The sequence below is a fragment of the Achromobacter sp. 01N37 genome (assembly GCF_056399725.1).
In genome coordinates this window covers 128,092-148,404 of record NZ_JBFTRX010000011.1, presented here as the reverse complement: position 1 = coordinate 148,404, position 20,313 = coordinate 128,092, and the positions used below count along the sequence as shown (strand labels likewise).

Genomic DNA, 20,313 nt, shown 5'->3' with positions numbered 1-20,313 from the left:
GGCAAAGCGATCTTTACTTGCGGAACATGTTGCGGGCAATGATGTTGATGCCCAGCACCAGCAACGTAATCAGCGTAGCCCCGGCCCAGGCCAGGTCGTTCCAGTCCTTGAAGGGGCTGGCGGCGTATTGGTAGATGACGACTGGCAGGTTGGCCATCGGCGCGTTCATGTTGAACGACATGAACTGGTTGGACAGCGCGGTGAACAGCAGCGGCGCGGTCTCGCCCGAGATCCGGGCAATGGCCAGCAGCACGCCGGTGATGATGCCGGTCTTGGCGGCGCGATAGCACACCAGCGTGATCATGCGCCACTTGGGGCAACCCAGCGCCGCAGCCGCTTCACGCAAGCTGTTGGGCACCAGCAGCAGCATGTTGTCGGTCGTGCGCACCACCACCGGTATCACCAGGATGGACAGCGCCAGCGCGCCCGCCCAGCCCGAGTAATGGCCCACCTGCGCCACGTACACGGCGTAGATGAACAGGCCGATGATGATGGACGGTGCGGACAGCAACACATCGTTCAGGAAGCGCGTGGCCGGCGCCAGCCAGCCGCGCTGGCCATATTCAGCCAGGTAGGTGCCAGCCAGAATACCGACCGGCGTGCCGATCAGCGTGCCCACGCCCGCCATCACCACGCTGCCGAAAATTGCGTTGATCAGGCCGCCGGTTTGACCCGGGGGCGGCGTGATCTCGGTGAACAGCGTGTAGGACAGCGCGGGCGCGCCCTTGGTCAGCAGGGTCAGGATGATCCAGAACAGCCAGAACAAGCCGAACGCCAGCGTGCCCAGCGACACCGTCAGCATGATGCGGTTGAGGATGCGGCGGCGGCGGTAAACGCCATTCTGCATATTGAGTACGGAGACAGCCATGATCTTTTCCTTGTGCTCGCGGCGCGTCAGGTCTTCTTGCCTTCGCCAGCAGACAGGCGAACCAGCAGCACTTTGGCCAGCGCCAGCACGATCGTCGTGATCAGGAACAGGATCAACCCCAGCTCCAGCAACGCCGACTTCTGAATGCCGCCCGCTTCATTGAATTCGTTGGCCAGCGCCGAGGCGATCGAGTTGCCCGGCGAGAACAGCGAACCGGACCACTTGAAGGCGTTGCCGATCACGAAGGTGACTGCCATCGTCTCGCCCAGGGCGCGCCCCAGGCCCAGCATGATGCCGCCGATGACGCCAGACTTCGTGAAGGGCAGCACCACGCGCCACATCACTTCCCAGGTCGTGCTGCCCAGGCCGTAGGCCGATTCCTTCAGCATCGCCGGCACCAGTTCGAACACGTCGCGCATCACTGCGGCGATGAACGGGATGATCATGATCGACAGGATCAGGCCGGCCGTGAAGATGCCGATGCCGAACGGCGGACCCGCGAAGATGCCGCCAATGACAGGCACGCTGCCCAAGGTGGCGATCAGGAACGGTTGCACATACTGCTGGAACACCGGCACGAAGACGAACAGGCCCCACATGCCGTAGATGATGGACGGAATGGCGGCCAGCATTTCAACGGCCGTGCCCAACGGGCGGCGCAGCCAGGTCGGCGACAGCTCGGTCAGGAAGATGGCGATGCCGAACGAGACGGGCACGGCGATGATGAGGGCGATGGCCGACGTCAGCAGGGTGCCAATGATGGGCACCACCGCGCCGTAGTTCTGATTGACCGGGTCCCAGTCGTTCAGCCACAGGAACGACAAGCCGTATTTGGCCAGCGACTCGCGGCTGCCGTAGATCAGGGATACCAGAATCGCCGCCAGCAAAATGAACACCAGGAAGGCGAACAGGCGGGTCAGATTCTTGAATAGCGCATCCATCAGCGCGTTTTTATTTTGCTTCATAGGCGAAGGCGTGCCGGTAGTCACGGAGTCCGCCACGCTGGGCGAAAGCGGCACACTATTATCCATTACCGCGCTCATGGATGGACTTTCCTTAGAGAACCTGGGGGAAAACATCGAGGGTCTTGCAGCGCACCGCCCCTGTCCTTCCGTTCGCGGAATTCAAGGGGCGGTGGCTTGATGGGTTGGGCGCGCGGGGTTTCTGCATACCTGCCAGGCCCCAGCGCGCCACACCCCTTTACTTCCAGACGGCCTTGCCGTCGGCAGCCTTCACTTCGCCCCAAGCAGCGCGAATTTCCTTGGTGACGGCTTCCGGCAACGGCACGTAGTCCATCGCTTCAGCCGACTTGGCGCCGTTCTTGAACGCCCAGTCAAAGAACTCCAGCACAGCCTTGCCCTGAGCCGGCTTGTCTTGCGACTTGTGGATCAGGATGAAGGTGGCGGCGGTGACGGGCCACGAATCGGCGCCCGGCTCGTCGGTCAGGACCACGCCCATACCCGGCGCGCTCTTCCAGTCGGCGTTGGCAGCGGCAGCAGCGAAGGCCTTTTGTTCCGGCTGAACAAACTTGCCTTCCTTGTTCTTCAGCTGCGTCCAGGCCAGCTTGTTTTGCTTGGCGTAGGCGTATTCCACGTAGCCGATGGAGTTCTTCAGCTGGCCAACGTAGGCGGCGACGCCTTCGTTGCCCTTGCCGCCTTGACCCACGGGCCACTTGACGGCCTTGCCTTCACCCACTTGCGACTTCCAGTCAGCCGACACCTTGGACAGGTAGTTGGTCCAGCCGAAGGTGGTGCCCGAGCCGTCCGAACGGTGCACGACGATGATGTCGGCAGACGGCAGCTTGACGTCGGGGTTCAGCGCCTTGATGGCGTTGTCGTCCCACTTCTTGATCTTGCCCAGGAAGATGTCGGCCAGCACGGGGCCCGACAGCTTCAGCTTGCCCGGCTCGACGCCGTCAACGTTAACGACGGCCACGGTGCCACCGATAACAGCCGGGAATTGCAGCAGACCGTTCTTTTCCAGGTCAGCGGCCTTCATGGGATCGTCCGAGGCGCCGAAATCGACGGTCTTGGCGATGATTTGTTGCTGGCCGCCGCCCGAACCGATCGACTGGTAGTTGACCGCGTTGTTGGTGGCTGCCTTGTAGTCCGACGCCCACTTGGCGTAGACCGGGTACGGGAACGATGCGCCGGCGCCGGTCACATCGGCGGCCTGGACGGCAAACACGGCGGCGCTCAGCGCGACGCCCAGGGAAACTTGTTTGAAGACACGTTTGAACATCAGGGTTCCTTCTGTGCTCGTTGGAGGAGTCTAGTCAGGCTTTTTCTAGTGCCTGTCTTTCAGCGACCCTCGCATCTTAGAAGCCCAACGTGACAAGATAGTGACAGTCACATACGCTTCATACGACACCGTTTCCGCCCTGCACTTCCCCTGAAAACACCGCGGCCGCCCTGGAAAACCAGGGCGGCCGCGAAATTCGGGGACGCGTCGTTGTGTGACAGACCGCGTGTGACCACCGCCGCCGTTACACGCCCAGCTTCTCCATCAGGTACAGATGCACGTTGAATGGCTCGCGACGGCTTTTGACGCGGGCGTAATCGCCATCGGGTTGCTGCTGCCATGCCAGTTGGTTATCACGCAGGGCGTAGGTGAACGCCTCGTCGATGACACGCTTTTTCAACGTCTTGTCGTAGATGGGGAAGGCAATTTCCACGCGGCGGAAGAAGTTGCGGTCCATCCAGTCAGCCGACGACAAGTACACGGTTTCCTCGCCCTCGGCGAAGAAATAGAAGACGCGCGAATGTTCCAGGAAGCGGCCCACGATGGAGCGCACCCGGATGTTCTCGGACAGGCCCGGCACGCCCGCGCGCAACGCACATACGCCGCGCACGATCAGGTCGATCTTCACGCCCGCCTGGCTGGCTTTGTAGAGCTCTTCGATGACCTGCTCTTCCAGCAACGAATTCATCTTGGCCATGATGCGCGAGCGCTTGCCCGCCTTGGCCGCGCGCGCTTCGGCACGGATCAGCGCCACCATGCCGTCATGCATGGTGAAGGGCGACTGCATCAACGCTTTCAGCGAACGGCGCGCACCCAGCCCGGTCAGCTGCGCAAACACCTTGTCCATGTCTTCGCACAACTTCGGGTCAGCGGTCAGCAAACCAAAGTCGGTGTAAAGCCGTGCGGTACGCGGGTGGTAATTGCCCGTGCCCAAGTGGGCATAGCGGCGCAGACGGCCTTTTTCACGGCGCAGCACCACCGCCATCTTGGCGTGCGTCTTGTGCGCCACGACGCCGTACACCACATGCGCCCCCACCTCTTCCAGCTTGGATGCCCAGTTGATGTTGGTCTGCTCGTCAAAGCGCGCCATCAGCTCCACCACCACCGTGACTTCCTTGCCGGCGCGGGCTGCGGCCAGCAAGATTTTCATCAGCTCGGAATCTTCGCCGGTGCGGTAGATGGTCTGCTTGATGGCCATCACATCGGGGTCGAGCGCGGCCGCGGTCAGGAAATCGATGACGGGCTGAAACGACTGGTACGGATGGTGCAGCAGACGGTCTTGCTGGGCGACGGCTTCGAACAACTCATGCGGCTTGTCGCCGATGCGGTCAAACGGCGCCGGCACGGGCGCGCGATAGTCCGGGAACAGCAGATCGGGCCGCAAATCGGAATTGCACAGCTGCATCAGGCGCGACAGGTTTACCGGCCCTGGCACGCGGTACGTGTCCTCGGCCTTCAGCGAGAACTCGCGCTGCAAGAAGGTTTCCAGTTCGACGGGCGTGAGCTTGTCGATCTCCAAGCGCACCGCCGCACCGAAGTTGCGTTGCGACAACTCGCCTTGCAGCGCGTGACGCAGATTGGTGACTTCTTCCTCGTCCACGAACAGATCGCTGTTGCGCGTGACGCGCCACTGGTAGCACCCCAGCATCTCCAGCCCCGGGAACAGCTCGCCCACAAAGGCGCGCAAGAGTGAGGTCAGCAGGATGAAGCCTTCGGGATGGCCGGACAGTTCCGGCGGCATCTTGATCAGGCGGGGCAAGGCGCGCGGCGCCTGCACCACGGCGATCGACGCCTGCCGGCCAAAGGCGTCGGCCCCGGCCAGCGACACAATGAAATTCAGGCTCTTGTTGTAGACGCGGGGAAACGGGTGCGCCGGGTCCAGCCCGATGGGCGTCAGCAGCGGCATCACATCGCGGTTGAAGACATCACGCGCCCACTCTTGCTGCTCGGCGTTCCATTCCGATGCGTGATGCAGGGTGATGCCCTCGGTCTGCATGGCCGGCAGAATTTCGTCATTCAGCAGGTTGTACTGGCGGGCGACCAGCGCATGCACCGCCTGCTGAACGTTTTCAAACGCCTGGTCCGGCGTCATCCCGTCGGGGCCGACCAGGTTCGGCGACTGGCGCTGCTGCTCTTTCAGGCTGGAGATCCGGATTTCAAAAAATTCATCCAGGTTCGAGCTCACAATGCACACGTAACGCAGCCGCTCCAGCAGGGGCGTCTTCGGATTTTCCGCCATCGCCAGCACACGATCGTTGAACTTAAGCAGCGACAACTCGCGATTCATGAGCAAGGGCTCGCCAGGCGGGCGTGTGGGCATACCGGATTCCATACGTAGGGAGGGAGCGTGGAGTTTTACTGCAAAAGAGTGACGGTTCTATGACACCGCGCCAAAACCATAGCGTACGCCTAAATCGGGACATATGGCGCACCCGCGATATGCCGCCAAGCCCCTGTTCCATAAGCGAAAACCCGTAGCTGGGGGCACTGTCATATGGGGTCTCTATAATCAGGCCACCTCTAAGCCAATATCACGAGCCGCATGGATCAACTTCTGGCCGCGGTGGACCTCGGGTCCAACAGCTTCCGCCTCTCCATCGGACGCATCGTTCAACAGGACGGTACGCCCCAGATCTATCAGATTGATCGTCTCAAGGAAACCGTCCGGCTTGCCGCCGGCCTGGACGCCGAGAAACGCCTTGGCGATGACGCCATCGAGCGCGCCATCGCCGTCCTGGAGCGCTTTGGCGACCGCCTGCGCAGCTTCCACCCCAACCGGGTTCGCGCGGTCGCCACCAACACGTTCCGGGTCGCCCGCAACACGAAAGACTTTCTGCCGCGCGCCGAAGCCGCGTTGGGCTTTCCCATTGAAGTCATCGCCGGCCGCGAAGAAGCCCGCCTGATCTTCTCGGGCGTGGTCCATACCCTGCCCCCGTCGCCGAACAAGCGGCTGGTGATCGACATCGGCGGCGGGTCCACCGAAGTCATCATCGGCAAGGGCCACGAGCCCGGGCTGATGTCGTCGCTGTACATGGGTTGCGTCAGCTACAGCCGCCAGTTCTTCTCGGGCGGCGTTGTGGATGCGCACCAGATGAAGCAGGCCGAACTGGCCGCGCGCCGCGAAATCGAAGTCATCGCCAAGCAGTACCGCAAGATGGGCTGGAAGGAAGCCTACGGCTCGTCCGGCACCGCCAAGGCGTTGTTTGCGATTCTGACCGAAAGCCGGTTCTCGGACCGCGGCATCACGCGCGCTGGCCTGGCCAAGCTGAAAGACCGCATCGTGCGTTCGGGCCGCGTCATTCCGTCCGAGCTGCCCGGCATCAAAATCGAACGCTCCGACGTGCTGCCCGGCGGGCTCGCCATCATGAGCGCGTTGTTCGATGAGTTGGGCATTGAAGTCATGCACACCGGCGACGGCGCGTTGCGCCTGGGCGTGCTGTACGACCTGCTGGGCCGCGACGACGAACACGACAAGCGCGACGAATCGGTACGCCAGTTCATGAAGCGCTATCACGTCGACCTGAACCAGGCTCGCCGCGTGCGCCACGCCGCGCTGACGTTGTTTGACGCCATGTTCCCCGAAGGCCCCGAACGCGCCGAACTCCGCCCCGCGCTGGGCTGGGCGGCCGACCTGCACGAAGTGGGTTTGTCGATTGCCCACAACGCGTATCACAAGCACACGGCCTACGTGCTGGAAAACGCCGACATGCCGGGCTTCTCGCGGGCCGACCAGCAACTGCTGGCCCTGCTGGCGCTGGGCCACCAAGGCAAGCTGACCAAGCTGGAACCCCTGATCCGCACGCGTCCGCAATGGAAGGCCATCCTGAGCCTGCGTCTGGCGGTGCTGCTGTTCCGCCGCCGCGGTGAAATCGAACCGCTGCCGTTGACGGCATCCGTGCGCGATAACTCCATCGTCGTGCGCGTCAACCGCGAATGGCTGGCGCAACATCCGCTTAGCGACTTCACGCTGCGCGCGGAAGAAGCGGAATGGAACAAGGTAGGTTTCTCGTTCGAACTGCTTGAGTACTGACGCCAGCGCGCGGATGAGCGCGCGCGGACGAAAAAACGGGCGATGGCAGCAATGCCATCGCCCGTTTTACTGTGCCAGCAGAATCGACTCAGAACGGCGACAAATCTGTCTCGCGATGGAGCTGCTTGAGCTCCATGCGCAAGGGCCGCGTGGCCCGCCGTATCAATCTGATCTTCATACGGCGGATCAGGCGGCGCATGATGATCAGCGCTGGCCGTTCAAAGCGGCCGGTTGGTCCAGGCCGAAGTGACGGCGGTAGCGCTCGTCCATGCGCTCCATCTTCAGCAGCACCGGGAAGTCAGCGGCGTTGAAATCCGGGTCCCAGGCGGGTTCGCCACACACTTTGGCGCCCAGCTTCAGATAACCCTTGATCAGCGGCGGCACGCGCGCTGGCAGCGTGCTGTTCAGCTTTTCTACCGGATAGCGATGCAGCGGTTTGACCTGGGGCTCGCCGTCTTGCGGCAGCTGCTTGGAGATCGTGCGCCAGACTTCAGCGGCAGTGACGCCATCGTCACGCAGGCTCACGCTGGCGCAGCCCAGCACGTATTCGTAGCCGCCGCGACGCAGGTATTCCGCCAGGCCGGACCACAACAACATGATGACGGCGCCGTTGCGGTAGTCGCTGTGCGTACAAGAGCGGCCGACTTCGACGAGTTCGTCGCGGATTGAACCCAGACCGGAAAGATCGAATTCAGACTGCGAGTAATAGCCGCCGGCTTCCCGCGCCTTTTCAGGGGTCAGGATGCGGTAGGTGCCGACCACGCGGCCGGTGTCCATTTCGCGAACCATCAGATGTTCGCAGAAGGGATCGAAGCGATCGTGTTCGATTCCATCTTGGGCGTTGGGAAAGACCACGCCCATATCTTCAGTGAAGACGTCGTAGCGCAGACGTTGAATCTGCTCGATTTCTTCCGCCGTGCGCGCCAGGCCGACCGCCAGCACCTTCGGGGCGACGCCCGGCCATGGTTCAGCGGGATTACGACTGGGGTTAATGCGTGCTAGTTCCAGCATTGCGCGAAGCTCCTAGAGAGTCCAGTCAGTGTGGACGCCCTGTATGTCAAAGACTTGACAGATATGTTACGTGACTATGAAGTTTAGTTCGGGGGAGATAGATCAACTTTAGGCAAATCTCGACAAAACTTTACAATTAAATACTGCGTCACAATGCAGAAAAGCCACCCACCGCAACGCGGTGAGTGGCTTTCAATTCAAAAGGCCTGGGGTGCTTACGCCAAGCTGGCGGCAAGCTTCTCGGCGCTGGAAACGGCAAGGGCTTCATCTTCCGCTTCGACCATCAGGCGCAGCTTCGGTTCCGTGCCCGAGGCGCGGATCAGAATGCGGCCACGGCCGTTAAGCTCGGCTTCGACGGCCTGGCGCGCGGCGGTCAAACCGGCGTGGGTTTTCCAGTCCTGGCCCGGGGCCAGCGGCACGTTGATCATCTTCTGCGGGTACATGCGCAGGTCGCTGACCCACTCTGCCATCGTCGTGCCGTTGCGGCGCAGGGCCGTCAGCACCTGCAGGGCGGCGATGATGCCATCGCCCGTGGAGTGGCAATCCAGGCACAGCAGGTGGCCGGAGCTTTCGCCGCCATACTGCCAGCCGCGCGATTGCATTTGCTCCAGCACGTAGCGGTCGCCCACGTTGGCGCGCTCAAAGCCGACGCCCAAACGGGTCATTTCACGTTCGAAACCAAAGTTGGTCATCAGCGTGCCGACAACCCCGTCGACCTTGCCGCGCTGCATGCGCTCGCGGACGATGGCGTACAGCAGTTCGTCGCCGTTGTAGATACGGCCGTCGCCATCCACCACTTGCAGGCGGTCGGCGTCGCCGTCCAATGCGATGCCCAGTTGCGCGCCGCGCGCCTTCACTTCCTTGGCCAGCATCTCAGGGTGCAACGCGCCTACACCCTTGTTGATGTTGAAGCCGTCCGGGTGCACGCCGATGGCATGCACTTCGGCGCCCAGCTCGCGGAACACGTGCGGGGCGATGTTGTAGGCCGCGCCGTGCGCCGCATCCACCACGATCGTCATCCCGTTCAGGTCCAGATCGTTGGGGAACGTGCTCTTGCAGAATTCGATGTAGCGGCCTTGCGAGTCCGACATGCGGCGCGCGCGCCCCAGGCCTTCGGAGCTGACGCAGCCCAGCGGTTCGTCCAGGGCGGCCTCGATGTCGGCTTCGATCTCATCGGGCAGCTTCATGCCCTGCGCCGAGAAGAACTTGATGCCGTTGTCCTGATAAGGATTGTGCGAGGCGCTGATGACGATGCCCGCCACCAGGCGCAGTGCGCGCGTCAGGTAGGCGACGGCTGGCGTCGGGATGGGGCCGGCCAGCAACACATCGATGCCCGCCGCCGACAAGCCGGCTTCCAAGGCGGATTCCAACATGTAGCCCGAAATGCGGGTGTCTTTACCGATGACGACTTGCGGGCGGCTGCCACCGCGCGCGGCGTGCTCACGCGCCAGGACGCGGCCCGCCGCATAGCCCAGGCGCAAGGCGAATTCGGCGTTGATCACCGGACCGCCCACTTCGCCACGTACGCCATCGGTACCAAAATACTTGCGTCGAATCATGAACTGATTGCTCCTTGTTCAGCCGCATGCCATACCTTAAGCGCATCCACGGTGGCGGCAACATCGTGCACACGCACGATGGAAGCCCCACGAGACACACAGGCAAGCGCCGCGGCAATGCTGCCGGGCAGCCTGTCGCCAACCGGCCGGCCGGTGGCCTGGCCAATCATGTTCTTGCGCGACAGGCCGATCAGCAATGGATAACCTGTGCTGCGCAGGCTGGACAGCCGGCGCAGTAATTGAAAGTTCTGGTCCGCCGTCTTGCCAAAGCCGAAGCCCGGGTCCAGCACGATACGGCGGGGGTCGACCCAGGCGGCACGCAACTTCTGCGCGCGCGAACCTAGGAAGAGTCCGATTTCACCGAGCAGGTCGGTGTATTCGGGGGGGGAGGCCTGCATGGTGCGAGGCTCGCCCTTCATGTGCATCACGCACAGCCCGCAGCGCGACTGCGCCACCGCTTCGATAGCGCCGGGCTGACGGAAGCCATAAATGTCGTTGATCATGTCCGCGCCCGCATCCAGCGTGGCGCGCATCACTTCGGGTTTGAAAGTGTCGATAGACAGCGGCACACCGCAATCGCGCAGGGCTTCGATCACGGGCAACAGCCGGTCGAGTTCATCGGCCACCGACACCGGATCAGCGCCAGGGCGCGTGGACTCGCCGCCCAGATCCAGAATCTGCGCGCCTTCTGCGATCAGTTGGCGCGCATGCGCCACTGCGGAATCCGTATCGTCGTGCTGGCCACCGTCGGAAAAAGAATCCGGCGTGACATTGACGATACCCATGACAAGCGGGCGCTCGAGATCAAACTCGAAGCGCCCGCAAAGAAAGTTATTTGCCATAACTCAGGACAAAGAACCTCAGACTGCTGCAGCCGTGCTGCCGCCAGCCGCCAAACCCGTGCTGGGCGGCGTGTCCGTCGAATCCGACGGACCTTGCGGCGTTTTCGGGGGACGCGGAGGACGGCCCTCGATGATGTCGTTGATCTGGTCTGCGTCAATGGTTTCCCATTCCAGCAGCGCCGAGGTCATCACTTCGACCTTGTCACGGTTGTCTTCCAGGATCTTGCGCGCGACGCTGTACTGCTCGTCGATGATGCGGCGGATCTCGGTGTCCACCTTTTGCATGGTGGCTTCCGACATGTGAGTCGTCTTGGTGACGCTGCGGCCCAGGAACACTTCGCCTTCGTTCTCGGCGTAGACCATCGGGCCCAGTTCGTCGGTCATGCCGTAGCGCGTGACGATGTCGCGGGCGATGGCTGTGGCGCGTTCGAAGTCATTCGAGGCGCCCGTCGTCATCTGGTCCATGAACAGTTCTTCGGCGATACGGCCACCGAACAGCACGGCGATGGTGGACAGCAAGCGGCCCTTGTCCATGCTGTAGCGGTCGGTTTCAGGCAACTGCATCGTCACGCCCAGCGCACGGCCGCGCGGGATGATGGTGACCTTGTGAACCGGATCGGTCTTGGGCAACAGGCGGGCAACGATCGCGTGGCCGGACTCGTGGTACGCGGTGTTCTTGCGTTCCTCTTCAGGCATGACGATCGAGCGGCGCTCGGCGCCCATGATGATCTTGTCCTTGGCCTTTTCGAAGTCAGACATATCCACCGTGCGGCCATTACGGCGAGCGGCGAACAAAGCGGCCTCGTTGACCAGGTTGGCCAGGTCGGCACCCGAGAAGCCCGGGCAACCGCGCGCGAGGATGGTCGCGTCGACGTTAGGCGACAGCGGAACCTTGCGCATATGGACCTTCAGGATCTGCTCGCGGCCACGGATATCGGGCAGCGGCACAACCACTTGACGGTCGAAACGGCCGGGACGCAGCAGCGCCGGGTCCAGCACGTCGGGGCGGTTGGTTGCGGCGATGACGATAACGCCCTGGCCGGATTCGAAACCGTCCATCTCAACCAGCATCTGGTTCAGCGTTTGTTCGCGTTCGTCGTTGCCGCCACCCAGGCCGGCGCCACGCTGACGGCCCACCGCATCGATTTCGTCGATGAAGATGATGCAGGGAGCGTGCTTCTTGGCGTTCTCGAACATGTCGCGGACGCGCGCAGCGCCCACGCCGACGAACATTTCAACGAAGTCCGAACCGGAAATGCTGAAGAACGGAACCTTGGCTTCGCCGGCGATGGCCTTGGCCAGCAGCGTTTTACCGGTACCGGGCGAGCCCACCATCAGCACGCCACGGGGAATGCGGCCGCCAAGCTTCTGGAACTTGCTGGGGTCGCGCAGGAAGTCGACCAGTTCCTGGACGTCTTCCTTGGCTTCATCGCAGCCGGCAACGTCAGCGAACGTGATCTGATTGGTGTTTTCGTCGAGCATGCGGGCGCGAGATTTGCCGAAGCTGAACGCCCCGCCTCTGCCACCGCCCTGCATCTGTCGCATGAAGAATACCCAGACGCCAATCAGCAGCAGCATGGGGAACCACGACACGAAGATGCTCATCAGCAGCGATTGCTCTTCGCGCGGCTTGCCCGACACCTGCACGCCGTACTTCAGCAGATCGGAGACCATCCAGAGGTCGCCGGGCGAAGTCAGCGTGTAGGCGCGGCCCGCGTCCGGGGTGACGTACAGCACATCGCCCTGAACGTCGACCTTGCGGATACGTCCCGCCTTGGCGTCGTCCATGAACTGCGTGTAGGTCACGCCGTCCTGGGTCTGAGCGCGTCCGTCGAACTGTTTGAAGACGGTGAACAGCACAAGGGCTATCACCATCCAGACAGCGACTTTCGAAAATGAATTATTCAAGGTCGATCTCCTGCTTTCGATTCCGACCGGCGACCGCGCACCCGCATATGGCACAGTCACAAGTATGTCAATAGCCCATTCTACCCTGTTGGACCCGATTGCGTCCTGGGGCCCCTGGGGTCCGTGTAGTTACGTCTGATTCTTCGTTATGGTGGTCGTTGTCTCGGCAAGCAGGTAAGTTCTTCGGGATTCCGGAGCCACATGCCCCGGCCCGGGGTTACTTGAGATCGCGGGCAACCAGAAAGGTTTCAGAGGACTTTGCCCTTGATGCCTTCGGCTTGCGCTCGACCACCCGCTTGAAGTGCTGCTTGAAGCTTTGCACGATCTGCGAAAAACCGCTGCCGTGGAAAGCCTTGACGATCAGCACGCCGTCGGGCTTGAGGTGAGCGCGGGAAAATTCCATCGCCAGGTCACACACATGCTGGATGCGCGCGGCGTCGGCAATACCCACGCCTGACAAGTTGGGGGCCATGTCTGAAATAACAAGGTCCACGGCATGCGATCCGACCATGTCTTCCAATTGTTTCAGAACTTCGTCTTCGCGGAAATCGCCCTGGATGAATTCCACGCCCGCAATGGGTTCCATGGGAAGCATGTCCAACGCAATAATACGTCCGTCCACGATGCCGCCCGGCCCCGTCAGGCGCTCTCGCACCACTTGGGACCAACTGCCGGGCGACGAACCCAGATCGACGACCAGGTCTCCCCGGCGGAGCAACTTTTCGTTGTCCAAAAGCTCGATCAGCTTGAAAGCGCCCCGGGCCCGATAGCCCTTCTGTTGCGCCAGCTTCACATAGGGATCGTTGATGTGCTGGTGAATCCAGTCTTTAGAGAATTTATTCTTGGCCATTACCGTACAATTCCACGCATGCCTATATTAGAACTTACCTCTCGTGAGCGCAGCGACCTTCGCTCCGCCGCTCACCCTCTGCGCCCCGTCGTCCTGATTGGCGACAATGGCCTGACCGAAGCCGTGCTTAAGGAAATTGACCTGGCACTGACTTCGCACGGCTTGATCAAGGTACGCGCCGGCGGCGATGACCGCGAGGCCCGCGAGACCATGTTGTCGACGATTTGCGACACTTTGTCCTGCGCCGCGGTGCATCACCTGGGCAAGACCCTGATTCTTTTCCGCCCGCTGGCTGGCAACGTCAAGCCCGCCGCGCTGGCCGCCATGGAGCCCGAAGCTCCTGCCAAGCGCCGTGCCTCCGAGCCGTACACGCCCAAGAAGATTGCCGCCGAAGGCAAGACGCTTGCCAAGCGCCCCCGCCGCAGCGAGACCGAAGAGCCCAAAGCCGCCAAAACGCGCTTCGTGCCCCAGGACCAGCTGAACAAGAACGGCAAGCCCATGCGTCCCAGCAACAAGCGCGCTACCGTCAGCGGCCACGGCATTCCCCGCCGCGCGGGCAGTGCACTGAGCTTGCGAGCCGGTGCTCGCAGCGGCACCAGCCGCAAGACCACGAAAAAGTAAGGCCAGGCACAAAAACGGGCGCTCTACGCGCCCGGTTCACCATAGCGATCCGCGAATGTACCGCGGAAATCAGACGAACGCAGGGTTCGGGCTATGGCGTTTTGACAATTTACCGCTTGGGCGGATGCGTCAGATGTAACGCACGCCCAGAACTTCATACTCGCGAACGCCTGCCGGGGCCTTGACCTCGACAACATCGCCTTCGCTCTTGCCGATCAGTGCGCGCGCCACAGGGCTGGACACAGAGATCAAGTTGGACTTGATGTCGGCTTCGACGTCGCCAACGATCTGGTAAGTCACGCGGTCGCCGGAATCCAGGTCTTCGATGTCGACGGTGGCGCCAAACACGGCGCGGCCTTCGGCGTCGAGCGACGTCGGGTCGATCAGGTGAGCATTGGAAAGCGTGCCTTCAAGTTCGGCAATCCGGCCTTCGATAAAGCCTTGGCGCTCGCGAGCGGCGTCATATTCGGCGTTTTCCGACAGATCACCCTGCGCACGCGCCTCAGCAATGGCGTTAATCACGGCAGGACGTTCCACGGTTTTCAGCCGTTGGAGCTCTTCTTGCAAGCGCTCGGCCCCGCGCACGGTCAAAGGAATGGCAGACATGTCGTTTCCCAAACAAAAGTAGAAAAACGCCCCGACGGAGCGTTCTCGGTGAAGGTCGTTACCCTGGCGCGCGCATGGCGTCTGGGGCTTTTTTAAAGCGAGACGAGCGGCGCGGACGACCAAAACAAAACCCCGGCTCGGGTCGGAACCGGGGCAATCAAAGTCATATTGTGGGCAAAGTCCACCGGAATTGCAAGCCGCTGGAAAAAACGCGGTTTTCGGCGCAATTCACCGCTGTAACCCGCTAAAACCGGGCATTTCCTCAACAATCCTTAAATTTGCGGGCGATCGCGACCCAACCGCCCCTGCACACGTTGCGCAAAAGATACTTAAGGATAGTTTTTAGCCCTTGATGGCGAAATTTAAAAATTTTGGGCGCAGGAAAATCAACAAAAACGGTATAACCGAAAACAAGCAGGATTAATAACAATTAGATACCAGCCTGTAGTCCCCGGCGTATCTCCTTATTTCAAGTGCGGGCATCGCGGCAGAAGCCGCCGCGATATCGATTGTGCGTGATGTGCATGTTCAGACGAACGCATCGCTGCCATCCGGTCCGACGTTCGTCGCTGCGCGCCGCGTGACGGGCTGCCCTGTCACCGCGTGCAGAGCCGCGTTCTAGACTGAGGAGCTCTCATGCTGGAAAAAATGAAAGTCCGTACAGGCATGCTGCTGGTGCTGGCCTGCTTCGTCGTTGCGCTGGGACTGGCTTGCGGATTGAGCTGGCTGAATGCGGGACACAGCGTCCGCGAAATCGAAGATCTGAACACGGTGGCCGTTCACCAGGTTGACCCGTTGTATGAGGCCAATGGCGCCTTGCTGCGCACTCGGCTGGCGCTGGACGACGCGCTGGCGGGCATGCTGGCCAGCAACGCCGAGCAGACCCGCACGGCCGAGCAGGAGGCCGCCGCCGAACTGGCGCAGGCGCGTGAACGATTCACCCGCTACATGGAGGTGCCCAAGAGCGAACGCGGCCAGGCGCTGGCGCTGACGCTGCAAGACCGCTTCACGGAATACGCCGCGCTGCTGGACACGCTAAGCGCCGCCATCAAGGAACGTTCCGCGGCCAAGTACCAGCAGGATGTGGGCCGGACGCGCCAGGCCGATGTGAACTTCGTGCGTGACATGAAGACGTTCCTGGCCCGCGTGCAGGAGCGCAGCGACGGCGTGCTGGCCAGTTCACAAGCCACTTATTCGAATGCACGAATTTCATCCATCGCCCTGCTGACCGCCGCCCTGTTGTTGACCGCCCTGTGCTGGACCTTCATCCGGCGCGGCGTGCTGCTGCCCTTGCAAGAGGCGGGCCGGCACTTTGACCGTATCGCCGCAGGCGACCTGACCCAACGGGTCGACAGCCGCTCCAACAATGAGATCGGCGCGCTGTTTGCGTCACTCAAGCGGATGCAGGAAGGCCTGACCCGCACGGTGACCACCGTGCGCCAGGGGGTAGAAGAGATCAACGTGGGCGCGGCGGAAATCGCCGCAGGCAACGCCAACCTGTCCACCCGCACCGAGCAGCAGGCCGCCGCTTTGGAAGAAACCGCCGCCACGATGGAAGAGCTGGCCGCCACCGTCAAGCAGAACGCCGAAAACGCCGCGCAAGCAAATCAGATGGCCGCCATCAGCATGGACGTCGCGCAGCGCGGCGGGCACAACGTGGGCCAGGTGGTGTCGACCATGCAGGGCATTTCGGACAGCTCACGCAAAATCGCCGACATCGTCTCGGTGATTGATGGCATCGCCTTCCAGACCAACATCCTGGCGTTGAACGCCGCCGTGGAAGCCGCGCGCGCGGGGGAACAGGGCAAGGGCTTCGCCGTGGTCGCGGGTGAAGTGCGCAATCTGGCGCAGCGCGCCGCGCAGGCCGCCAAAGAGATCAAGACCCTGATTGAAGCGTCGGTGGATACGGTGCAGGCCGGCTCGGCCCAGGTGGCGGCCGCGGGCCAGACCATGCAGGAAATCGTGGCGTCCGTGCAGCGGGTGACGGACATCATGGGCGAGATCTCGGCCGCCTCGGCCCAACAGGCCAGCGGCATCGATCAGGTCAGCCTGGCGGTCTCGCAAATGGATGAGGTAACGCAGCAGAACGCGGCGTTGGTGGAAGAGGCGTCAGCCGCCGCCTCCGCGATGGAGGAGCAGGCGCGCCGCTTGTCCGAGGCGACCGCCGTATTCAAGACACAGTCGGGGCAAGTGATTGACGCCACGCCGGTAGTGGCATCCCCGCTAGCCCACACCAAACCCTCGGCGCGCTTGTCGCGGTCTTGATCGGGCGCCAGCCTGCGCGGGCCGCAAGGCCCTGCGCAGGCTTGTCAGATCAGACGACTGCCGGCGCCCGGCGGCGCAGCAAGGCGTACAGGATGATGGCGCCGAAGGTGGCGGTACCGATGCCGCCCAGCATGAAATCGCCCAGCTTGATCGTGAAGTCGCCCGCGCCCAGCACCAGGGTCACGGCGGCCACGATCAGGTTGCGGTTGTCGCTGAAGTCCACCTGGTTGACCACCCAGATGCGGGCGCCGGCGATCGCGATCAGGCCGAACACCACGACTGACATACCGCCCAGGACCGGACCCGGAATCGTCTGGATCAGCGCGCCGAACTTGGGCGAGAAGCCCAGCACGATGGCGATCAGCGCGGCCACCACGAAGACCAGCGTGGAATAAATGCGGGTAACCGCCATCACGCCGATGTTCTCGGCGTAGGTCGTGACGCCCGTGCCGCCCACCGCACCCGACACCATCGTTGCCACGCCGTCGCCGACGAAGGCGCGGCCCAGATAACGGTCCAGGTCCTGCCCGGTCATGGCGCTGACCGCCTTCACGTGGCCCAGGTTTTCCGCGACCAGGATGATCGCAACCGGCACGATCAGGCCCATGGCTTCCGCCTTGAAGACAGGCGCCGCGAAATGCGGCAGCCCGATCCAGGCGGCGGCCGCCACGCCGGAGAAGTCGATCGGCTTGCCCAGCCCCATGCCGTTAGCCAGCACGGCGTAGATCACGCAGGCCAGGATCAGGCCGACCAGGATCAACAGCCGCTGGACCATGCCCTTCGTATAGACGGCGATGCCGCCCACGCAGACGATGGTGACTAGCGCCATGAAGGTATCGAAGCCCGATGCCCCCATGGCGCCCTTGGCCGCAATCGGCGCCAGGTTCAGCCCGATCACGGCGACGACCGCGCCCGTCACCACGGGCGGCATCAGCGTATCGATCCAGTTGGCCCCGCCGCCCGCGCGCGCATTCACGATCCAGACGATGACGCCGATCAGCGTATAGACCAGGCCGCAGGCGATGATGGCGCCCAGCGCCACCCCGATGTTCGCGTTGGCCCCGCCCCCGGCGTACCCGGTCACGGCAATGACGCCGCCGATGAAGGCAAAGCTGGAGCCCAGATAGCTGGGCACGCGGCCGCCCACGAACAGGAAGAAGATCAGCGTGCCGATCCCCGACATCAGGATGGCGACGTTGGGGTCAAAGCCCATCAGCAGGGGCGCCAGCACGGTCGAGCCGAACATCGCAACCACGTGCTGCGCGCCCATGGCGACGTTCTTGGGCCAGGACAGCCGTTCATCGGGCGCGATGATGACGCCAGGTTCGGCGTCGTCCGCCAGGCGCCAACGCGGGAAATAGGAATTGGACATGGGAATCCCAAAGAAGGTGTTGGGGTGAGCGGGCGCCAGTGTAAAGGGGGCCACGAAAACGGGGCAATGCTTAAGTTCGCAACGAAAATGCCGTAGCTAGGGAAAGCCCCAAGATCAATAACCGAACGGAGCCATCATGGCGACCAATCCCATCAGCGGCGTTTCCCGAATCAACTCGATGGCCGACCTGTGGGCCGAACGAATTCAGGCCAACAAAGAAGCCAAGTCGGCCGCCGGCGGCGAAGCGGTCTCGGTCAGCGCCGAAGGCTCGATCCGCGTCAACACGCCGGGCGCCTCGAAGGTGAATACCGCGAAGGCCACCGAGGAAACCGACAACGACGACGCATACACCCGTCAGATCAAGGCCTTGCAAAAACAGCTCAAGCAGATCATGGACCAGATCGCCAGGGTCAAGGCCAGCGGCATGTCGGACGAAATGAAGGCGCAGCAGATGCTGGCGCTTAATACCCAAGCCGTGCAGATCCAGAACCAGATTTCCCAGGTGTTGGCGCAGCAGGCGCGCGACGCACAACGCAACAGCGCCTAAGCGACGACCTGAGGCCAGCGCGATGACGCGGGCGCCCCGAGAGCGGGCGCCAGCATCGGCGCGTGCGCGCGCATCCGGGCATCGGCACCGGCGCCTGAGCATCGGGCGCCCCCGATGATGATGCGCATCAAAATTTCTGATTGGACGCGTAGCAGACCAGACATTACTGTCTCCGGACAAATTAAAACTACGGAGACAAACCATGCATGCAATGCGCACAGCACTTGCAGGAGCGCTGCTGGCCGTCTGCTCGGCCCCTGCCCTGGCCGGCACCGTCACGGTCATCACGTCGTTCCCCAAGGACCTGACCCAGGCCTACAAGAGCGCCTTCGAGAAGGCCAATCCCGGCATCACGCTGGAAATTCTGAACAAGAACACGGTGTCGGGCATTGCCTACGTGCGCGAAACGCCCGCCGGCCAACGTCCCGAAGTGTTCTGGGCCAGCGCCCCTGACGCCTTCGAAGTGCTGGGCCGCGACAAGCTGCTGGCCAAGTCGTCCGACGTGGCGAATAAAGATGTGCCGGACAAGATCGGCAACTACCCCATCAATGACCCCTCGGGCATGTACCTGGGCCAGGCGCTGGCCGGCTACGGCATTGTCTACAACACGCGCTATATCGCAGCGCACAAGATTCCCGCGCCCGTGGAATGGAAAGACCTGTTGTCGCCGAAATGGTTTGGCCACGTGGGCATTACGTCTCCGTCGCGCTCGGGCACGATGCACCTGACGGTGGAAACCATTCTGCAAGGCGAAGGCTGGGATGACGGCTGGAACACGTTGCTGCGCATGTCGGGCAACAGCAGCGCCGTGACCGAGCGTTCGTTCGGCGTACCGGACGGTGTCAACAACGGCCAGTTCGGCGCGGGCCCGGTCATCGACTTCTTCGGCCTGTCCAGCAAGTACTCCAAGTTCCCGGTGGAATTCGTCTACCCGTCCGAAACCGCCATCGTGCCGGCCAACATCGCGTTGATCGAGGGCGCCAAGAACACGGAAGAAGGCAAGAAGTTCATCGCCTTCACGTTGAGCCAGGCGGGCCAGGAATTGCTGCTGGAACCGAAGATCTCGCGTCTGCCGGTGCTGCCGTACACGGCGCTTGCCGGCAAGATTCCCCCGGGCTACCCGGACCCGGCCGAGATCGCCCGCCGCAGCAAGGTCCAGTTCAATGCCGACCTGTCGCAGACGCGCTACTACGTCGTGCAATCGCTGTATGACCAAACAGTCACCTTCCGCTTGAAGGAATTGCAGGCCGCCACCAAGGCCATCTACGACGCCGAAGCCAAGCTGGGCGACAAGGCCAAGAGCGGCAAAGCCGCCGAGCTGCTGGCCCAGGCGCGCAAGCTCGCGTGGGCGCCGCTGGTCGATGGCAAGCAGGCCGCCGACCCGGCGTTCCTGGCGATCTTCGCCGGCAACAAGAAGGACGCCGCCGTCAACCAGCAGATCACGCAGCTGGAAGGCGAATGGAACGGCAAGTCCAAGGCGAACTACGAAGAAGCCGTGAAGCTGGCCAAGCAGGCCGCGGCACTCTAAGCCGCTACTCCGCGACCGGCGCGACGGCGGACGGACACTTCAGCCCGCCCGCCGCCGCCCTCCCC

General features: G+C 62.6%; 16 protein-coding genes. 5 read left to right on the top strand and 11 right to left on the bottom strand.

All coding sequences use genetic code 11. The features are described 5' to 3' along the window. Positions 1 to 13 precede the first annotated feature (13 nt). The 4 genes from pstA to ppk1 form a co-directional block, all read right to left on the bottom strand. Positions 14 to 868, bottom strand: a complete 855-nt coding sequence (gene pstA, locus AC1DSJ_RS21770) for a phosphate ABC transporter permease PstA (RefSeq protein WP_082387318.1) — start codon at positions 866 to 868, stop codon at positions 14 to 16. Positions 869 to 894: 26 nt separating this feature from the next. Then, positions 895 to 1,911, bottom strand: a complete 1,017-nt coding sequence (gene pstC / locus AC1DSJ_RS21765; protein WP_035212374.1) for a phosphate ABC transporter permease subunit PstC — start codon at positions 1,909 to 1,911, stop codon at positions 895 to 897. Between the two features lie 157 nt (positions 1,912 to 2,068). Continuing rightward, complete coding sequence (gene pstS / locus AC1DSJ_RS21760) at positions 2,069 to 3,109, bottom strand: phosphate ABC transporter substrate-binding protein PstS (RefSeq protein WP_054427934.1); 1,041 nt, start codon at positions 3,107 to 3,109, stop codon at positions 2,069 to 2,071. A 244-nt stretch (positions 3,110 to 3,353) separates the two neighbouring features. Next, positions 3,354 to 5,429 (bottom strand): polyphosphate kinase 1, encoded by a 2,076-nt coding sequence (gene ppk1, locus AC1DSJ_RS21755; protein ID WP_054427935.1) that lies wholly within the window; start codon positions 5,427 to 5,429, stop codon positions 3,354 to 3,356. A gap of 222 nt (positions 5,430 to 5,651) precedes the next feature. On the opposite strand from ppk1, the gene ppx reads away from it, so the two are divergent. Next, positions 5,652 to 7,139 (top strand): exopolyphosphatase, encoded by a 1,488-nt coding sequence (ppx, locus tag AC1DSJ_RS21750; protein WP_441372124.1) that lies wholly within the window; start codon positions 5,652 to 5,654, stop codon positions 7,137 to 7,139. 204 nt (positions 7,140 to 7,343) lie between these two features. Here the strand turns inward: ppx and AC1DSJ_RS21745 are convergent, their stop codons facing one another. From AC1DSJ_RS21745 to AC1DSJ_RS21725, 5 genes are all read right to left on the bottom strand, one after another. Continuing rightward, a complete protein-coding gene (locus tag AC1DSJ_RS21745) occupies positions 7,344 to 8,150 on the bottom strand; it encodes a GNAT family N-acetyltransferase (protein ID WP_054427937.1) in 807 nt (268 codons plus the stop codon). A 215-nt stretch (positions 8,151 to 8,365) separates the two neighbouring features. Then, on the bottom strand, positions 8,366 to 9,709 hold the full coding sequence (gene glmM, locus AC1DSJ_RS21740) for a phosphoglucosamine mutase (protein ID WP_054427938.1): 1,344 nt from the start codon (positions 9,707 to 9,709) through the stop codon (positions 8,366 to 8,368). After that, positions 9,706 to 10,551, bottom strand: coding sequence for a dihydropteroate synthase (folP, locus tag AC1DSJ_RS21735; protein ID WP_441372123.1), 846 nt, complete (start codon positions 10,549 to 10,551; stop codon positions 9,706 to 9,708). Before folP ends, glmM begins: the two co-directional genes overlap by 4 nt. Before the next feature lie 18 nt (positions 10,552 to 10,569). Beyond that, positions 10,570 to 12,459, bottom strand: coding sequence for an ATP-dependent zinc metalloprotease FtsH (gene ftsH / locus AC1DSJ_RS21730; protein WP_054427940.1), 1,890 nt, complete (start codon positions 12,457 to 12,459; stop codon positions 10,570 to 10,572). Positions 12,460 to 12,676: 217 nt separating this feature from the next. Beyond that, positions 12,677 to 13,309: an RlmE family RNA methyltransferase gene (locus AC1DSJ_RS21725; protein WP_006222881.1), complete on the bottom strand. Its 633-nt coding sequence runs from the start codon at positions 13,307 to 13,309 to the stop codon at positions 12,677 to 12,679. Between the two features lie 18 nt (positions 13,310 to 13,327). On the opposite strand from AC1DSJ_RS21725, the gene AC1DSJ_RS21720 reads away from it, so the two are divergent. After that, positions 13,328 to 13,930 carry a YhbY family RNA-binding protein gene (locus tag AC1DSJ_RS21720; RefSeq protein WP_054427941.1) on the top strand — a complete coding sequence of 201 codons (603 nt, stop codon included), beginning with the start codon at positions 13,328 to 13,330 and terminating at the stop codon, positions 13,928 to 13,930. A gap of 129 nt (positions 13,931 to 14,059) precedes the next feature. Here AC1DSJ_RS21720 and greA read toward each other — a convergent pair whose 3' ends face one another. Next, on the bottom strand, positions 14,060 to 14,536 hold the full coding sequence (gene greA / locus AC1DSJ_RS21715) for a transcription elongation factor GreA (RefSeq protein ID WP_054427942.1): 477 nt from the start codon (positions 14,534 to 14,536) through the stop codon (positions 14,060 to 14,062). Positions 14,537 to 15,172: 636 nt separating this feature from the next. Between greA and AC1DSJ_RS21710 the strand changes: the two genes are divergently transcribed. Then, positions 15,173 to 16,801: a methyl-accepting chemotaxis protein gene (locus AC1DSJ_RS21710; protein ID WP_441372122.1), complete on the top strand. Its 1,629-nt coding sequence runs from the start codon at positions 15,173 to 15,175 to the stop codon at positions 16,799 to 16,801. Between the two features lie 49 nt (positions 16,802 to 16,850). On the opposite strand, the gene AC1DSJ_RS21705 is transcribed toward AC1DSJ_RS21710, so the two are convergent. Continuing rightward, positions 16,851 to 18,173, bottom strand: coding sequence for a solute carrier family 23 protein (locus AC1DSJ_RS21705; RefSeq protein ID WP_054427944.1), 1,323 nt, complete (start codon positions 18,171 to 18,173; stop codon positions 16,851 to 16,853). A gap of 136 nt (positions 18,174 to 18,309) precedes the next feature. Here AC1DSJ_RS21705 and AC1DSJ_RS21700 point away from each other — a divergent pair, with 136 nt between their 5' ends. Then, positions 18,310 to 18,720, top strand: a complete 411-nt coding sequence (locus tag AC1DSJ_RS21700) for a FlxA-like family protein (RefSeq protein WP_175171477.1) — start codon at positions 18,310 to 18,312, stop codon at positions 18,718 to 18,720. Between the two features lie 202 nt (positions 18,721 to 18,922). Further along, the gene (locus AC1DSJ_RS21695; RefSeq protein ID WP_054427946.1) at positions 18,923 to 20,248 is read left to right on the top strand and encodes an ABC transporter substrate-binding protein; all 1,326 of its coding nucleotides are present in this window, start codon (positions 18,923 to 18,925) and stop codon (positions 20,246 to 20,248) included. Positions 20,249 to 20,313 lie beyond the last annotated feature (65 nt).